The 16,524-nt window shown below is 44.6% G+C and carries 12 protein-coding genes; 6 read left to right on the forward strand and 6 right to left on the reverse strand.

What is annotated here, in order from left to right:
• Positions 1-83: 83 nt before the first annotated feature.
• From AC6CIF_RS26690 to AC6CIF_RS26700, 3 genes are all read right to left on the reverse strand, one after another.
• Entirely contained in the window at positions 84-914 is an 831-nt protein-coding gene (locus tag AC6CIF_RS26690; RefSeq protein WP_017688542.1) for a carbohydrate ABC transporter permease, read from the reverse strand.
• A gap of 1 nt (position 915) precedes the next feature.
• The gene (locus tag AC6CIF_RS26695; RefSeq protein ID WP_498202174.1) at positions 916-1,788 is read right to left on the reverse strand and encodes a carbohydrate ABC transporter permease; all 873 of its coding nucleotides are present in this window, start codon (positions 1,786-1,788) and stop codon (positions 916-918) included.
• A 68-nt stretch (positions 1,789-1,856) separates the two neighbouring features.
• Entirely contained in the window at positions 1,857-3,170 is a 1,314-nt protein-coding gene (locus AC6CIF_RS26700) for an ABC transporter substrate-binding protein (protein ID WP_498202175.1), read from the reverse strand.
• 206 nt (positions 3,171-3,376) lie between these two features.
• Between AC6CIF_RS26700 and AC6CIF_RS26705 the strand changes: the two genes are divergently transcribed.
• The 3 genes from AC6CIF_RS26705 (at position 3,377) to AC6CIF_RS26715 (ending at position 8,911) form a co-directional block, all read left to right on the forward strand.
• A complete protein-coding gene (locus AC6CIF_RS26705) occupies positions 3,377-5,140 on the forward strand; it encodes a sensor histidine kinase (protein ID WP_498202176.1) in 1,764 nt (587 codons plus the stop codon).
• Between the two features lie 16 nt (positions 5,141-5,156).
• A complete protein-coding gene (locus tag AC6CIF_RS26710; protein WP_498202177.1) occupies positions 5,157-6,683 on the forward strand; it encodes a response regulator in 1,527 nt (508 codons plus the stop codon).
• Between the two features lie 242 nt (positions 6,684-6,925).
• Complete coding sequence (locus AC6CIF_RS26715; protein WP_498202178.1) at positions 6,926-8,911, forward strand: methyl-accepting chemotaxis protein; 1,986 nt, start codon at positions 6,926-6,928, stop codon at positions 8,909-8,911.
• An 80-nt stretch (positions 8,912-8,991) separates the two neighbouring features.
• On the opposite strand, the gene AC6CIF_RS26720 is transcribed toward AC6CIF_RS26715, so the two are convergent.
• Entirely contained in the window at positions 8,992-9,864 is an 873-nt protein-coding gene (locus AC6CIF_RS26720; protein WP_498202179.1) for a helix-turn-helix transcriptional regulator, read from the reverse strand.
• 245 nt (positions 9,865-10,109) lie between these two features.
• On the opposite strand from AC6CIF_RS26720, the gene AC6CIF_RS26725 reads away from it, so the two are divergent.
• Positions 10,110-11,309, forward strand: a complete 1,200-nt coding sequence (locus AC6CIF_RS26725) for an MFS transporter (protein ID WP_498202180.1) — start codon at positions 10,110-10,112, stop codon at positions 11,307-11,309.
• A gap of 215 nt (positions 11,310-11,524) precedes the next feature.
• The gene (locus AC6CIF_RS26730) at positions 11,525-12,280 is read left to right on the forward strand and encodes a gamma-glutamyl-gamma-aminobutyrate hydrolase family protein (RefSeq protein WP_498202181.1); all 756 of its coding nucleotides are present in this window, start codon (positions 11,525-11,527) and stop codon (positions 12,278-12,280) included.
• A 114-nt stretch (positions 12,281-12,394) separates the two neighbouring features.
• On the opposite strand, the gene AC6CIF_RS26735 is transcribed toward AC6CIF_RS26730, so the two are convergent.
• Positions 12,395-14,719, reverse strand: coding sequence for an MMPL family transporter (locus AC6CIF_RS26735; RefSeq protein WP_498202182.1), 2,325 nt, complete (start codon positions 14,717-14,719; stop codon positions 12,395-12,397).
• Between the two features lie 20 nt (positions 14,720-14,739).
• Positions 14,740-15,387 carry a TetR/AcrR family transcriptional regulator gene (locus tag AC6CIF_RS26740; protein ID WP_091030612.1) on the reverse strand — a complete coding sequence of 216 codons (648 nt, stop codon included), beginning with the start codon at positions 15,385-15,387 and terminating at the stop codon, positions 14,740-14,742.
• A gap of 236 nt (positions 15,388-15,623) precedes the next feature.
• On the opposite strand from AC6CIF_RS26740, the gene AC6CIF_RS26745 reads away from it, so the two are divergent.
• Complete coding sequence (locus tag AC6CIF_RS26745; RefSeq protein ID WP_498202183.1) at positions 15,624-16,517, forward strand: TetR/AcrR family transcriptional regulator; 894 nt, start codon at positions 15,624-15,626, stop codon at positions 16,515-16,517.
• Positions 16,518-16,524 lie beyond the last annotated feature (7 nt).

Raw genomic sequence — 16,524 nt, forward strand, 5'->3', positions numbered from 1 at the left:
CAACCCCCACCAGATCTGGCGGGGGTTAAGTACGTCATGAATCCTCCAATTTCATTCCCTCAAGAACGGTGAGGATATAAGGTTTAACCTTTAACTGCACCGGCAGTAAGGCCGCTGACAATATATTTTTGCCCGAATAGATACAGGATGAATACAGGCAGTGAAGTAAGCACGAGATTGGCGAAGATCAGGTTCCAGTCCCGGCTATATTTGCCGTAGAAATTGTAGATCGACAGTGGCATCGTCCATGTGGAACTGTCTGTCAGGAAATATACCGGAATTGTGATGTCATTCCAAACGGACATGAACACCATGATCGCTACCGTTGCGTTAACGGGCAGGATGAGCGGTGTGACGATGCGGAAGAACACCCCGAACACACTTGCTCCTTCCAGAAATGCCACTTCGTCCAGCGCTCGTGGAATGGTTTTGATGAATCCACTATACAAGAATACACTGAAGGCTGTATTTAACGCGGCGTAGATCAGGATAACACTTGTGATGCTGCCGTAGAATCCCAATCCCTGTACAACCCGTATGGTCGTAATAATCGACATTGGCGCAATCAGTCCCATGAAGAAATACATGTAGATCGTGCCGGATAGTTTGGTTTCCCGACGTGCCAGAATGAATGCCGCTGCCGAAGAGGCAACGATATTAATAATGGAAGATACACCAGTAATCAAAATGCTGTTGAAGAACGCTCGCGACAGACCGCCTTCCTGGAAGACACGAACATAGTTCGAGAACTGCCATGTTTCCGGAAAACTCAGGGAGAAGCTAAGCACTTCGGCGCTGGTTTTGAATGAACCAAAGATCAGAATTACAAGCGGCAACAGAACGATAAGTGAGGCCAGGATCAGGAAACCTTCCACGATATAGTTGCGGATGGCGAGTTTGCGTGTATAGCCCATGTTATTCCGTAACCTCCTTACGCCGCATGAAGATCAATAGCGGTATAGCGATAATGGTAACGACGACGAACAGAAGGGTGTTGACCGCGGTTCCAAGTCCCCAGTTGCCTTCACCGAAAGATCGGAGAATGATCGTACCCACGACCTGTGAAGCGTTACCCGGGCCACCACCTGTCATGACATATACTTCGGAGAATACTTTGAGTCCACCGATTAATGTCAGCATCAGGTTAATGTTAATGGCTGGCAGCAAGAGCGGCAGTGTGATTTTGAAAAAACTTCTCCACGAGCTTGCGCCATCAATCTTGGCTGCCTCGTAATACTCTTGAGAAATGGACTGCAGGCCCGCCAGATAGATGGCCATCTGGAACCCGGCACTCTGCCAGATCGAGACGATGGCAATCGTCCAGATCACAATGGATGGGTTGGTCAGCCAAGCTTGGCTTAACGAATGTAATCCTACAGATTCCAACAAATTGTTGATTGTACCTTCGGTACGCAACATGGGAGTGAACAGAATGCTGATCACAAGGATGCTGAGAATGGAAGGGGAGTAGAAGATCGCGCGCAGCAGGTTCTTTGTTCTTAATCGCATGTTAAGCCCTACAGCCAGCAATAGGCCGATGACATTTTTGCCAACGACGGTGACGATTGCAAATATCGCCGTGTTTTTCAGCGCCAGAATAAGCGTTTTGTCCGAGAAAATTTTCTGGAAGTTCTCCCACCCGATGAACTTCAGCTCCAGCCGATCCAGCCGCCAATCTGTGAATGAATAATAGAAAGCGGCGAGAGCAGGTACAACAAAAAAGATGGAGTAGATAATCAGTGCGGGAAATATCATGTAATACGAGTACAGATTTTTAGTCCTTTTCATGTCTCACACTCCGTTATAGCCAGGCAGCATAACGGTCGATCCTGTTATGCTGCCTTGTATTTCACTCTTTAGAAACCTTCTACACCTTTATCCTGCATCAGCTGACTGAACTTCTCATCCCAGGATTTCAGTACTTCTTCCGGTGACAAACCACCTGCAAATTGATCCTGCAACAATCGGTACAGTTCGCTGCGATCAACCAGCATGTATGCATCCGTTGTTAGCACGGTTTTCTTCGGCGTAATATAGTTGTCTACAATATCCTGTTTGTAGGCTGGCAGTTCCGGTGTAGTAACGTCACTGAAATTAGATACGTACCCTTTGGAATCGACGATCTGTTGTGCGACATCCTTGGAAGCGATATAGTCCAGAAACTGTTTGGCTTCATCCAAATGTTTGGATTTCTTCGGAATGAACAATTGCCCACCCAATGGACTTGCACCCAGACTCGCATTATCCGACGATGGAATCGGGAATACGCCCAGTTCCATATTTGGATCTTGCTCGGCCACGCCTTCGATTAACCAATCGCCCATAAACATCATGGCAACTTCCTTGTTCAGGAATTTACCTACGGCCATGTCATAGCTGTCGCTAAGCACATCCGTGTTGGTGTAACCTTTGGTGTAAATTTCATATTGTTGTTCCAGGAATGTTTTGAATTCCGGGATATCAGACCATTTTTTCTTATTGCTGTTCAACTCATCAAAAAAAGTCGGTTCATTTTTGGCTACAAAATCGGCAAAAGCTGCAGCAGGCCAGATGTTGGCAGCCCAGGCATCTTTGTAAGGCATGAATACAGGCGTAATACCACTTGCTTTGATTTTTTCACAGATCGCCAGGAATTCTTCGTAGTTGGTTGGAATCGACAACCCGAGTTCTTCAAAGATTTGTTTGTTATACACGACCCCTTGCATCCCTGTATCTTGGCTGACATGGAAGCTGTAGAGATGGCCACCAGAAGAGAGGACATCTTTGTTCACAATTCTGCTCGCCCAAGGCTCGTTATCCAGAATCTCGAAGTTACGTTCAAGGTTCAGGTCTGTGACTGCGCTCGCCAGATTGTACTGAATAATGTCAGGCGTTTCATCTACAGCCAGTTTGGTTTGCAGTACAGTTGTCGTTTGTTCCGCTGGAATCAGCTGCAAATTGACACGAATGTTCGTTTGTTTTTCGAATGCATCAAGAATGTCCTGCTGGATGAAAGCAGAGTCCTGAGAACTTTTAGAGATGGCCAGCTCCAATGTGACTTTGCCACTCTTGCTGTCCCCGCCAGCAGCTGTTCCGGAATCCGTACCTCCTGATCCACAAGCGGTTAACGAGACCGTTAATAAACTGGCCAGAATAATGGAAATCGCCTTTTTTCTTTTTATTGTTTTCAATGCAAATCCCCCTCTAAAACGTTTAGTGAATCCGTTTACAAGTCCGATTATAGATTCTTTTCTCGCCCCGGTACATGTCTGTGCTTGAACGTTGATGTGTAAAATCCTGAACTTGAAATCGCTATCATTTCATGAAATACCGTGATAGAGTAGACATGAATATAAGGGATTTCACATCATGTCAGAACAGGAGGGCATCTCTGAGAATGGCAAAGCTCATACATAAAGCAACTCAATTCAGTTTGCAGACAAAGGTATTTTTGACGTTTCTGGCTCTGCTTTTGTTCGTGCTGGGCTGTTTTATCGTTTATGTGAATGTGATCGTTGTCCGCCCGCTCAAACTGAAAACGGAGCAGGATACGCTCGTGACAGCTACGAAGGTAAGAGAGCAAGTTGATCTCTACGTGGAGCAACAGAACCAGATGTCGCAGCGAATATTATCCAGCAAAAATATATTTGCAGCCATGGACAAGAGCTCCTCAGCACATAGTAATTATGAAAGGCTGAAACAGATTCGGATCATCAAAGATATTATGTTTCAGGCCATCGGGCCGAGTATGAATATCAAGGACATGTCCATCTATGACAATCACGGTGTTCTCCTGACGTCATATCTGGGTTCGGGCAATCCGCCAGCAATCCTGAACACCATGATGGAGAGTAGTCAGATCGGACGAGATTGGACGGAAAGTGGTTTTGTTCTGCTGCGCCAAGACGATACGATCTCCTTTGTGCGCACGATTAATGATCAGAACGGCAAGGTGTACGGTTATCTTAGCATTCAGATGGAACAGGCATATATACAGAACCTTACGGAAGGTATCACAGCAGGCGATGTCTATATTCTGAATGAACAAGGCGAGCAGATGACAGGTTCGGAAGCGGGTGTGACATTTACCAATTGGACAAAGCCTGCAGCAGACGAGGGACTCGATGTGGACAAAGACGACAATTATGTCACGCATTCCACTTCACCCAGTACAGGCTGGATCACGTATATCATTACTCCCAAAAAATCTGTTCTAGGTTCGATCCATTCGGTTCAGACGATGTCCATTCTGCTGATTACAGCACTGATGCTGGTTTCATTTGTGTATATCTTCCTGTCGACACGTAATCTGCTGTTGCCTATCCGCAAGCTACGCGGTCAGATCTGGCGCATGAACTACAGCAATATGAATTTGAAAGTGGATGAATCGCCGAAGAATAACGATCTCTTATTGCTGAATGAAGCCTTTCAGGATCTGATGGAGAGGCTGCAGCAATCCATTGACCGGGAAAAATCGGCGCTTCATGAAGAAGTAAAGGCGCGTAATTCTGCGCTGCAAGCCCAGATTGCACCTCATTTTATTCATAATGTCTTATACCTGATCAGTATTGCCGCCCAAGAGGGGAAGACCAAAGTTGTATCGGATATGTGCAAACATCTTTCGGACAGTCTACGTTATATTGTCTCTTCACCATACGCGCATGTGACTTTGGCTGAGGAGCTTCAACATACGAGACATTATCTGTCCCTTGTAAAACAAAAGTACGAAGAGGATCTGGAGTGGGACATCCGTGCAGACGAGCTGGCGAACGAAATCCGGTTGCCGCGGTTGGTCATTCAGCCGTTTGTGGAAAACTGCATTGAACATGCCTTTGCCAACACCGCGCCGCCTTGGCGTATCCAGATTACCGTGAAGCAATATAACGGATTATGGGCTTTGGAGATCAAAGATAACGGAGAGGGCTTTCCACCGGATAAGATCCAGGAGATTTTAGCCAATATTCAGGCATCGGGTTCCGGAATGAACCAGACTGCCAATCGTGGAACAGCCCTTGGTAACATGGGGATTATCAATAGTGTCAATCGACTCAAACTAATGTATAACAACCGGCTCTTTATTAATATATTTAACAATCATGCGGATGAGCAACATGGAGCAACGATTCAAATCATCGGCTCACTGACGAAGGATTTTTACTAGCAAGGAGGTATAGGCGATGTATAACGTTATGATCGTTGAGGATAGCAAACCGATATTACGTAATATTAAAATGCTCTTGGAGACGCTGAGCTTCCCGATTCGTGTAGCGGCTACGGCAACGAATGGAGAAGAAGCCTTGGCAGCGTTAAAGCAGGAACCGATTGATCTGCTGTTGACCGATATACGAATGCCGAAAATGGATGGGCTGTCCCTGATTGAGCAAGCCAAAATTGCCAACCCGGATCTGAAGGTCATCTTGATTAGCGGTTATAGCGATTTTGAATACACAAGAAAAGCATTGAACCTGCAAGTGTTTGACTATTTGTTAAAACCTGTCGAGCGAGAGGCGCTTGAAGAAGTCATGAGTCGGGTAATTGACCAACTTGATCAACAGATGTCCAAGGAACTGCTGGATTTGCAGGAAATCATTCATCCCCAGTGTGAGACTACGCCCAAACAAGGGGAGGAGTTTCCGCCTTTATTCAGCCAGATGATGATCATTATGAGCAGACAGCCTTTTACCGCAGGGCATGAACGTTGGGTGCAGGTGGAACTTGAGGGTTTAGTTCAGGATTTTTTTGCATTCCATCCTTGTCGTGTTTACTCCAGTCAAACTTCATATCAATTTATCGCTTTTGTCAACAAGAGTGCACTTGAGGTGTACTCTTCCGTACATGAATGTCTTGAATCGATGCGACGGCATTTGGTTGCGCATGACATCGATGCAATCATTGGAGGACAACTTCTATTCGCTGAGTCTGGTAATCTGCCGGAGCTCTATCACCGCATGTCGTCCATTTTGTCTGAGCAGCAACGGTTGAAACAAGGAATAGTGTTGGATACCGGGAATCCGGTGTCTATGGCCAGATCTGAGACAGGCTGTCTGGATCCGGTGCAGGAATCTGCTTTTGTACAGATGATACAGGCTCGGCAGAAAGAACGGTTTGCTTTCAAGCTATCCGAATTGCTGAATCGATGGGCGGAGAAAAATGTACATATAACCGAGGTGGATCGGTTTATTGGATTGATTGTAGACACGTTTGCTCATCTGTACGAGGAACAGGGGTCGGGCATGAGATTGGGTCTGGAGCTTCGGTCAAGACAATTCGCCCAGGCACAGTCCTATGCCGATTTTTGCCGGGAACTGACGGAATGGACGGGACAGTGCTTCGATATGCTGCAATCCCACGTTCGAAAAAGCAAGGCGATCTTGTTCGAACAGATTGACGATTACGTAAAACTAAATAAATACTCTCAATTATCTATCAACGACATTGCCATGAAGTTTCACGTTAGCCCGTCGTATGTCAGCAGAGTAATCAAAAATGCAACACAAATTACGTTTGTTCAGTATTACACCCGGCTTCGCATTCAGGAGGCGTGCAGACTGATGGAAAGTCAACCCGACATGAAGTTTAAGGAGGTTTCCGATTTACTGTCATTTAGCGACCAGCACTATTTCTCGAAGGTGTTCAAAGAGTATACGGGGCTAAGTCCTACGGACTATAAACAACAGATGTCTGGTATAAAGACCCAATCATAGTTAACAAACCCTTTTTACTTATGCTATAATACTAACAAATACGGCTTGTTACTGAATTCATTCAGGCAATACCTATGTATATACATGCTCAAAGTTTCTTTGGGTGTGCATATATATGGGTTTTTTTGCGTTTACTGGCCGATTGATTCTACCAAAAATGGATAAAGAGAGGAAGATTCACTTTGGAAAAGAAAAAGAAAAAAAGGTCATTTTATAAGAAAGGAGGAGCCAGTTTACGATTAATGAGCACCAGACTCATTGCAGCTTTCCTTGCGGTACTTATTATCCCCACTGCACTTATTGGATATTTCTCGTATCATAGTGCCAAAGATCAAGTGCAACAAAAAATGACAGAGCCCATCAATACCATATTAACGATGACCGGACAGCATATTAACAATCTGGTAGGGGAAAAAGCAGCATTATTGAGTTACATAGACAGTATGTATGGCTCCGCTCCCAGTCAGGCGAACAACGAAGCAATACAAGTAGGAATCGACCAGTTAGCTGATACATACCCTGATATTCTTGCCATAACCGTAGGCAGCGACCAAGGCAGTGTTATATCTTCTTCAGCATTAGAGGATGCAACATATGATCCACGCAGCACAGAATGGTACACCAATGGTGAAAGTAACAATGGATCACTCTATTTTTCGAGTATTATGAATGATCCGGCATCCGGGAAGATTTATGTAGAGATTTCAAAAGCTCTTTCAGATGAACATGGTGTAGCAAGTATTAAACTTGATCTGGAGCCATTAGCAAAAGCGTTATCATATGTTGATGTAGGAGGCAATGGAAGTCTGATTGTAGTTGACTCCAATCGAACCATCGCAGCTTGGTCTGGTGCCATTGTAAAAGGTGGGGGAGGAGAACTCGGCGGGGCGCTCATCGAGGGAATTCCAGTTCACCCAAATACGGCTTCAAGTTCCGATGAGCCGATGGCATTTTCTCAATTTGTCAGAACAGATTTGGCGTATGATCTAGAGGTTTATAACGGTGTTAATGCTTTGACGGGGTGGAATGTCATTGCTTTGATGGGCCATGAAGACTTTATTGCCGCAGCGAAACCCATCATGGTATCGAGTCTAACGGTCATTACTATATCTGTATTGATTGCTGGTGTAATTATTTTCTTCATTCTGAGATCTTTTATTGTACCTATGCAAAAACTGAGAAAGGCAACCCGCAGCGTAAGCGAAGGGAATCTGTCTGAACGGGTTAACCTTAAAACAGAAAACGAATTTGGTATATTGGCAAATGATTTTGACCAAATGACCATCTCCCTTCAATCGGTGGTTGCTGAACTTCATCAGACGTCATCGTTGTTAAGCCACTCTTCCCAAATGATTCAGGAAAGTACAGAACAAACCACCCAATCGGTTCAACATGTGGCGGAAACCATGCACCAGACTGCGGAATCAGCTATCGTTGGGGCGGAAAATTCGGAACAAACCGCAAATGCCGTAGAAGAGATGGCGAGAGGCATCAGTACAATTGCAGAATCTGCGAGTGCGATTGTGGATTCGGCTGAAGAGACGGAGCGCGCTGTTGCTAATGGCGGAAAAACCATAAACCAGGTCGGAGAACAAATGGAACATATTCTGGGAGCTGTTGAAGAAACCTCGGCATTGATTAATGAGCTGTCCAGTCTGTCCGCCGAAGCCAATCGAATGAATGAAGCGATTGCGGATATCTCTCGGCAAACCAACCTTCTATCACTGAATGCCTCTATTGAAGCATCAAGAGCAGGAGAACACGGTAAAGGTTTTGCTGTCGTTGCTGGTGAGGTGCGTACGTTATCCATGCAATCCAAACAAAGTGCGGATGACATTGGCGCTACCATTGGCAAAATGCTTGATCTGATTGCAAAATCCACGTCCCTTATGAATGATAAAGTTCGCAATCAAGTTGGTGAGGGAATGCGGATCAGCCAAGAAGCTTCTGCAACCATATCGAACATTGAACAATATACAACGCATATCGTGGATCAAATTCAGGATATTTCCGCTGTCTCCGAACAGTTGTCAGCCAGTACGGAAGAAGTTTCGGCTACAGTTGCCGCGATGAGTCATATCTCTAAAGTATCGGCTGACAGTGCTCAGACAACTTCAGCAGCAGCCCAAGAGCAAATGGCGGCAATGGAGGAGATATCGGCATCCTCTGCACAGCTATCCAAAACAGCTGAGAACATGCAAGAGTTGGTTCGCCGGTTTAAGCTCTAGAGTAGAAGTAAGTAAATGTAAGGAAACGTGTTAAGCAAAAGGCGCTCTCCAAATGGAGCGTCTTTTTGCGTGTGGAGGGATTAGTAAGAATGTGATGCCTCATCCCCAAACATATCCTTTTGATTCTTTTTTCGGAAACTTCGTGGTGATTCACCAACCGTTTTGGTAAATAAAATCGTAAAGTAATTGGGGTTATCGTAACCGACCAGTTTGGCGATTTCCCATATTTTTTTGTTGGTTGATACTAATAATCGGGTAGCTTCCCCCATTCTTCGTTGAATCAGGTAATGATAGGGAGAAGTGCCATAGTGATTTTTATACATATGAATTAAGTAATAAAAATCGATATGAAATTGATCTGCCAATTCTTTGAGTTTAATGTTTTGCCGATAGTTGGTATCCAAATAGTCTTTAATGCTCTCAGCAAGGGAATTGCTCTCAACGATCTCCCCACTAGGAAGCTGTTGACGGGACTGCCGATCGATGATCAGAAGTATAGCTTTCAGGACATGCCCAGAGATAGACTCATAACCATGTTCCCGAATCGAAAATTCATTGAAGAGAGTCTGCATTAACGAATGGAGCTCATCGGAATATCGGTTTGCTCGAATGATCGGAATGTTAGAGGGAGGAATGACCCAATCCTCAAGGGTTTGGGTGCCTTCTGCAAAACGAAAGCCGCAATAAAAGGTGGATAACGGGAATTCAGGATTGGACTTCTCCTCGTGAAGAGTACCCTTGTTATAAATGAGCATGTCCCCTTTTTGAGCCCAATGTTTGGTGCCGTCAATGGTGAACAATCCTTTGCCTTCAGTTACGTAGATAATCTCATGCAGATCGTCATGTTTATGCGTCGGAAAACTCCAATGGGGATTATCGGCCAGTTTTCCTACATAAATAATGGTGCAATCTCGATTTGGATGCCGTTGGCCGGATTCATGGTGTGTATTCATCTATGTCTTCCCTTCAGGATCAGTAATGAAAGTCTGTGTTGAAATGACAACATATATAATGTTTTGCAATAAAACCACAACAACCTTGATTGTCGGCATGGTATATCTGACAGTACAATTTCACTATCCAAAATGTACTATATATCGAAAGTGAAGGGATGGGAAAGCAGAAAATACATGAATTAATGATCGTAGACAGAATTGAAGCGCTTGCAACAATAGAAAGGATTAGTGAGTATTGATTTATGACTAGAAATAGAGAGAACCTACTTATTTTAACGCTTACGCTTGTTAGCTTTGTACTGGGAACAACCGAGTATGTTATCGTGGGTGTGTTGAAGGAAATTGAAAGTTACATGAAAGTATCACTTGCTGCCGCGGGTATGCTTGTCTCCGGTTTTGCGATTGCATACGCAGGGGGTACACCATTTGCTGTGGCTTTCTTAGCCAAAATATCCAGAAGAAGTTCCATATTGATTGGATTTGCAATCGTGTTGGCATTAAATCTATTGACCGTGTTCTCAACAACGTTCTCTTCGTTGATGACCATTCGCATTGTGTCAGCCGTTGCTTGTGGACTTACGATATCGCTCTCGATCTCGATTGTAAGCGACGCAGTGAACCGGGAGCGAAGAGGGGAAGCTATCGCCTGGATTTTGGGCGGATTTTCAATCGCAAATGTGCTAGGTGTTCCGCTCGGTACATTTATCGGACAACATCTGAGCTGGTCCATGACGTTTGTTGTTACGGCATGCATAGGTGTTGTGCCGTTGATGTTCATGTTCCGTATTCTGCCACGCCAAACAACAACGATTGCAGGTTCGTTCAGTGATCAGATGTCTCTCTTTTTAAAACCACGGATATTGCTGGCCTGTCTGATCCCTGTACTGGGAAACAGCTGTATTTTCGTCGTTTTTACTTACATTACGCCACTCCTGAGTGAGACGATGGGTGTGCCAGTACAATGGATTAGTGCCATACTCCTGATCTATGGAGCCTGTAGCATCCTGAGTAACTGGATTGGTGCCAAAATAGCCAAGGGTGACTTCCTGCCCAAGCTCAAGCGGCTTTTTGTCATCCAAGCCATCCTGTTCCTCGGCATGAGTTTTACCGTTTCTAATGTGTGGCTCGGCTTGGCGTTTCTGTTCCTGATTGGATGTCTGTCATCCTCCATGAGCGCGGCATCCCAGTTATATTTGTTTGATGTGTCAGGAGCGATCGCGCCGGGGTCCAAAGCATTTGCATCTACACTCCTGCCTGTGGCGGCCAATGTAGGTATAGCGCTAGGCTCTGGTGTCGGGGGAGTTGCCGTTAATATGGGTGGTCTCCAGTGGGTGCCTCCAGTTGCTGTAATGCTTGCCTTGCTGGCTTTTGTCGTTACCCTGATATGCCAGCGTTCCATCCTAGTGAATTCAGACGAAGTAACCACTGTAAAAGCAGCTTAGATGAGATGCTGTCTAGACTAAACGCATGAATGCGTATATATAGTATATGAACTACAAACAAAGTCGCTGTTATGCGGCTCTGTTTGTCTTTTTAGTTTTCCAGCATTCAGGACGAAACGGGTTCACAGATGATAGAGGTAGGATAATGCAATAATTCAGTGAATTTGTATATGAAGAGATCTGATAAAATGAATGAAAAGATAGGAGGGGAACCCATGAAAAAGCCGATGATCGGTGTTCTGCCTTTGTATGATACAGACAAAAAAAGTTACTGGATGCTTCCTGATTATATGAACGCCATAGAAGGAGCAGGTGGGATTCCAATTATGCTGCCTTTGACAACAGATACCGAGATCATAGCAACGCTGGCTAATCAGTTCGATGGGTTCCTGTTCACCGGGGGACATGATCTCAATCCTGAGCTGTATCATGAGCATGCAGAGGTTACCTGTGGAGAGTTATGTATTGAACGCGATATGATGGAGTCGATATTATTACAAAAGGTAATTGAGCTTAATAAGCCTGCCTTTGGCATATGCCGTGGACTACAACTATTTAACGTTATGTTGGGTGGAACGTTATATCAAGACATTCCGACTAGCCTTCAACTTCATGGGAACAAGATCGTTAATCACAAGCAAAGTCCGCCGTATACGAATCTTGTACATAATGTACATATTGAGAAAAATAATATCCTATACGATATTTTGCTAACAGATACGATAAAAGTGAACAGTTATCACCATCAGGGAATCAAAATGTTGTCGGATAAGTTAACTGCCGTGGCTGTCGCTGAAGATGGACTCATCGAATCCGTGGTCATGCCAAACCGTTCATTTGTTTTGGCAGTGCAATGGCATCCAGAGTACAGCTACAAAGTAGATGACTATAGTCAAAAGTTATTTGCGGCGTTTGTTAATGCTTCTAAATCCCCGTCCTATACTATCCATATTGAAGACATAACCGCATAAAATGTGAAAAAGAAAAAAGACCTCCTGTTTATAAAAACAGAGGAGGTCTTTGTATTGGTGAATGTAGTCGTGATGAGTAAACGTGGTATTACCATTATGATTGTAGTGGAATGATTATTTTAATCCAGACTTCGTGTTGGCATGCTCTTCAGCATTCAGGGAAGCAATCAGCTTCTCGCCTTCAACATCCAGGTTTGGCAGAATGCGATCCAGCCATTTTGGAAGTGCCCAAGCTTTGTCTCCGAAAATAGCCATGATGGCAGGGACCAAGCCCATACGGATGATGAAAGCATCAATCAGAATGCCTACAGCCAAAGTGAAACCAATCTGCTTGATCATGACATCATCAGTGAAGATAAATCCTGCAAATACAGAGACCATAATCACTGCTGCGGCAACAACCACGCGACTTACCTGATTGTATCCATGAACAACGGATTCGGTCCCACGATGACCATGCACATAGGATTCCCGCATGGAGCTAACAAGGAAGACTTGATAGTCCATCGCCAGGCCATACAGGATACCTGTCACGATGATCGGCATAAAGCTCAGCAGCGGGCCGCCTGTATCGAAACCAAAGAGCGAATGCAGCCAGCCCCATTGGAATACAGCAGTTGTGATCCCGAATGTAGCCAGGATACTAAGCAGGAAACCAATCGTTGCTTTGATGGGAACGATGATCGAACGGAAAACGAGTAACAGGATGATCAGCGAGAGCAAGATTATGATACCTACATAAATAGGGAACACCTGCGCCAGTTTGGCTGACATATCGATGTTTACAGCTGTAAGTCCAGTAACTCCAAGTTTCACATCATAGGTCTGTGCGATGCTGGAATCAGCCGCGCGTAGATCAGTGACCAGTGTTTTAGTGAGATTATCGTTAGGACCCGTTTTTGGAATGAGACTGAAAATAGCTAAATCTTCTGTCATACCAAGCGGTGTGACTTGTGCAACGTTATTCTGTCCTTGGAGTTCCATCACCAGACCGCCCAAGAGTTCCGGTGTAACTTTTGCGGATGATTGATTAGGCTCTGCGACCAGAATAAGTGGCCCGTTAAATCCTTCTCCGAAGCCTTTGGAGATGGCATCATAGCTTTGTCTTGCTGTTGTATCCAGATTCGCTGAGGAAGCGCCAGGGATACCCATTTCCATTTTGGTAATCGGCGTCGCGGCAAAACCAAGAATGACGATGATGGCGATAATGGTAGCCCAACGATTTTTGATAACGAATTTCACCCATCTGTCCGCGACTCCGCGGCTAGTAGATTTAGGATGTTTCGTGCTTTTCTCACGAGCTTTGGAGGAACAGATGCGTTCTCCTACCAATCCGAGTAAAGCTGGCAACAGGGTTAAAGCAACGAATACGTTGATGAGTACGGTGGCAGCTGCGACCAAAGCCATCGTAGACAAGAATGTGAGACCGATGACAAGCATACCGCACAGTGCAATAATGACGGTTAATCCGGCAAAAAATACTGCGCTGCCCGATGTGCCAATGGCTCTTGCTGTTGCTTCTTTTGCACTCAAGCCCTGATCAATAATCATTCGACGTTGACGATTAACAATGAAGAGAGCGTAATCGATTCCGACAGCCAATCCAACCATGAGAGCTAGGACGGAAGTGACACTAGGCATTTCAATGAATTTGGAGATGGAGAACGCACCACCAACTCCAATGGCAACACCGAGGAGTGCAGTGATCAGAGGTAGACCTGCTGCAACAACGGAGCCAAGGGTGATCAGCAATACAATGACAGCAATGACCAGTCCGACAATCTCTGCCGAGCCGACTCCAATCGATACCGTTTTGAGCGTTTCGCCCGGCAGCACCTTAATATTGGTTCCTTGCTCTACCGTCATAACAGATTGAATAACGGAATCAAATACATCCTGTGTTATGGCAGACTGCTCAATTGTAAATTGGAACTGGAACAGTGCAATGCTGCCGTCCGAAGAGATCAGCATTCCAGGTACAGGAACACCATCCACCATCAAAGGTCCATAGGGAGGAGCCGTGGTTGTTGCGGATTGCGCCGTATCAGTAGCCTGAGCATTCTGAGCCATTTCCGCCTGAGCACCCGAATTACCCGCTTCAGCTGCATAGTCCGCAGGGTTAATGACTTTGTCTAATCCGTAAACTTCATTAACACCTTTCATCATGGCCGCCAAACGTTCAGGCGTATCCAAACGCTCGTTGTCTGGAGCTTTGAACACAACACTTCCTTGACCGCCGGAGGCGGCTGGCAGTTCTTTTGCCAATTGATCCAAAACCTTCTGCGACTCTTTGCCTTCAATCTTCATTTCAGAACTGATGTGAATACCATTGATGCTGATCATGGAGATGACAATTCCCAGAATTAAAACCCAGCCAATGATGAAGGTTGCAGGTTTGCTAAAAGCGGTTTTCCCCACTCTGTATAATAATGTAGACATTTCTCTAATTTACACTCCCTCTATGATGAATGTGGATGGTTGGCATGTTCGAATCCTGCCCGTAAATGATTAAACGTGGTTTCCAAAAATTGATCGAAGGTTAAAGCGCCGGGCTTGGTATCTTCAGTAATGACTTGTCCGGGCAGCAACACATTGAGTCTTCCATCAATTAATGGCAGTATCGATCCATATAGTGCGTTAATCAGAAGATAAGTATAGATCTCGTCATATTTCCCGTTAGATAAGTCTAATAAGGTATCTTGTGCCTGCGTCTGCATCCGGTGCATGGCTCCAAGGTAATGCGGTTCAAGCACAGGATAAGTCTGGGATAGTGAGAGCAGCTGATGAAGCCTTCCAATTAGTTCTGTTGTAAGCTGCATCTTGATCAGGTTATACAGTACGTCAAGCAAGGAGACGTTGTCGGGCATTTCGGTAAGTAACTCTTCGAGTTCCGTTGTATTCTGAACGGATATTGCACCTCTTGCTACGGCTTCCTCTTTACATGTGAAGTAGTTTGCAAATGTTCTACGTGAACAACCCACCTGATGCACGATATCTTCGACCGTAAAGCCATCAAGCCCATGTTCAAGGGTAAGTTCAAATGCAGCACCAGCAAGTGCTTTTTCAGTGGCTTCTTTCTTCAAATGTCGCAAGTTTCTTTTAATCATTATTCTCCGCTTATGCGTTCACCTCCAACACCAATGACTATGGTTTAATTCTTTTTAAGAAGAGCACACTTACTGAATATGCACTTTGTGAGGTTTATCATAACAACAAGTTGCCCATTGTGCAAATTTACTCATTGTGCAATTATTTTATATGACGGCTATAGTGCGAATCAATACTTCAACTCCTGAGGAATGAATGTTAAAATCAATAGAAAAACTTGGGGCGATAACGAGACATGAGTAGTCGTAAACAAAGTTTATTGGAAACAGCACTTGCACTATTTTTAGAGCATAGCTATGCAAATACAACAATCCAGATGATCCTGGATCAATCAGGTGTATCCAAAGGCACATTCTACAAATTTTTCAGTTCCAAAGAAGACTGTTTATATTCGATTATTGATCAGCGTATGCAAGAGGATGTTTTCATTCGTAAAGAGCTTGAACAAAATCACTATACATCGGATTATGACCTGCTCGTTGATCAGATTGCCATTCCCATGTCTGGACCTGACAAAGAGCGAGTGTGGGAATTGTATTGGACTGGTTTTTACGCCGGAGAGATCAACTCAGCGAAACTGGCTAAAGTGCATCTAAACTGGCTGTCTACACGCTTGATTCAGGTGTACGGAAAAGACATCAGCTTATATGCCAACGAAGGTGCAATATTGTGCTATGGCATACTGCATCAGATTGCCAACACCTCGAGAAGTCTAAATACGAAAAAACCGGTTTGGAGCGAAGTTGTTCCAAAAGTATTAACGTACATCGAAGTGATATTAAGAACAATGCACCAAAGAAATGAACATATTTTTGACGTTCAGTCTCTTTATTTTCTGAATGCCGATGAGCGTAACCGTGATCATGGTCTCGATATCGACAAGCTGTTGGAGGAATTGGATGAGTTCAACAAGCTTGTTCAACAATCCAAGGAATCTGCATCATTAAAGCAACTTTCCAAGGGACTTTTGGCGTTGTTACAGGATAAAGGGGATTTAAATATTCCTGTGATTGAAGTCGTGCTTCAGGCATTTCATAAAGAGTATAAATCCAGTGCCTTTCACTCCGAAGCGAATAGGCTGACTGAACTCTGTTGGTGGTATTTGGAACTTGTGAAGCACCGTAATTAATTTGGAG

Source organism: Paenibacillus sp. GQ49 (genome assembly GCF_059759055.1).

Bases quoted from the DNA above. Each gene is read 5' to 3' on its own strand.
- AC6CIF_RS26690 (WP_017688542.1), bottom strand. From the start codon at position 914: ATGGGCTATACACGCAAACTCGCCATCCGCAACTATATCGTGGAAGGT.
- AC6CIF_RS26695 (WP_498202174.1), bottom strand. From the start codon at position 1,788: ATGAAAAGGACTAAAAATCTGTACTCGTATTACATGATATTTCCCGCA.
- AC6CIF_RS26705 (WP_498202176.1), top strand. From the start codon at position 3,377: ATGGCAAAGCTCATACATAAAGCAACTCAATTCAGTTTGCAGACAAAG.
- AC6CIF_RS26710 (WP_498202177.1), top strand. From the start codon at position 5,157: ATGTATAACGTTATGATCGTTGAGGATAGCAAACCGATATTACGTAAT.
- AC6CIF_RS26715 (WP_498202178.1), top strand. From the start codon at position 6,926: ATGAGCACCAGACTCATTGCAGCTTTCCTTGCGGTACTTATTATCCCC.
- AC6CIF_RS26720 (WP_498202179.1), bottom strand. From the start codon at position 9,864: ATGAATACACACCATGAATCCGGCCAACGGCATCCAAATCGAGATTGC.
- AC6CIF_RS26725 (WP_498202180.1), top strand. From the start codon at position 10,110: ATGACTAGAAATAGAGAGAACCTACTTATTTTAACGCTTACGCTTGTT.
- AC6CIF_RS26730 (WP_498202181.1), top strand. From the start codon at position 11,525: ATGAAAAAGCCGATGATCGGTGTTCTGCCTTTGTATGATACAGACAAA.
- AC6CIF_RS26735 (WP_498202182.1), bottom strand. From the start codon at position 14,719: ATGTCTACATTATTATACAGAGTGGGGAAAACCGCTTTTAGCAAACCT.
- AC6CIF_RS26740 (WP_091030612.1), bottom strand. From the start codon at position 15,387: ATGATTAAAAGAAACTTGCGACATTTGAAGAAAGAAGCCACTGAAAAA.
- AC6CIF_RS26745 (WP_498202183.1), top strand. From the start codon at position 15,624: ATGAGTAGTCGTAAACAAAGTTTATTGGAAACAGCACTTGCACTATTT.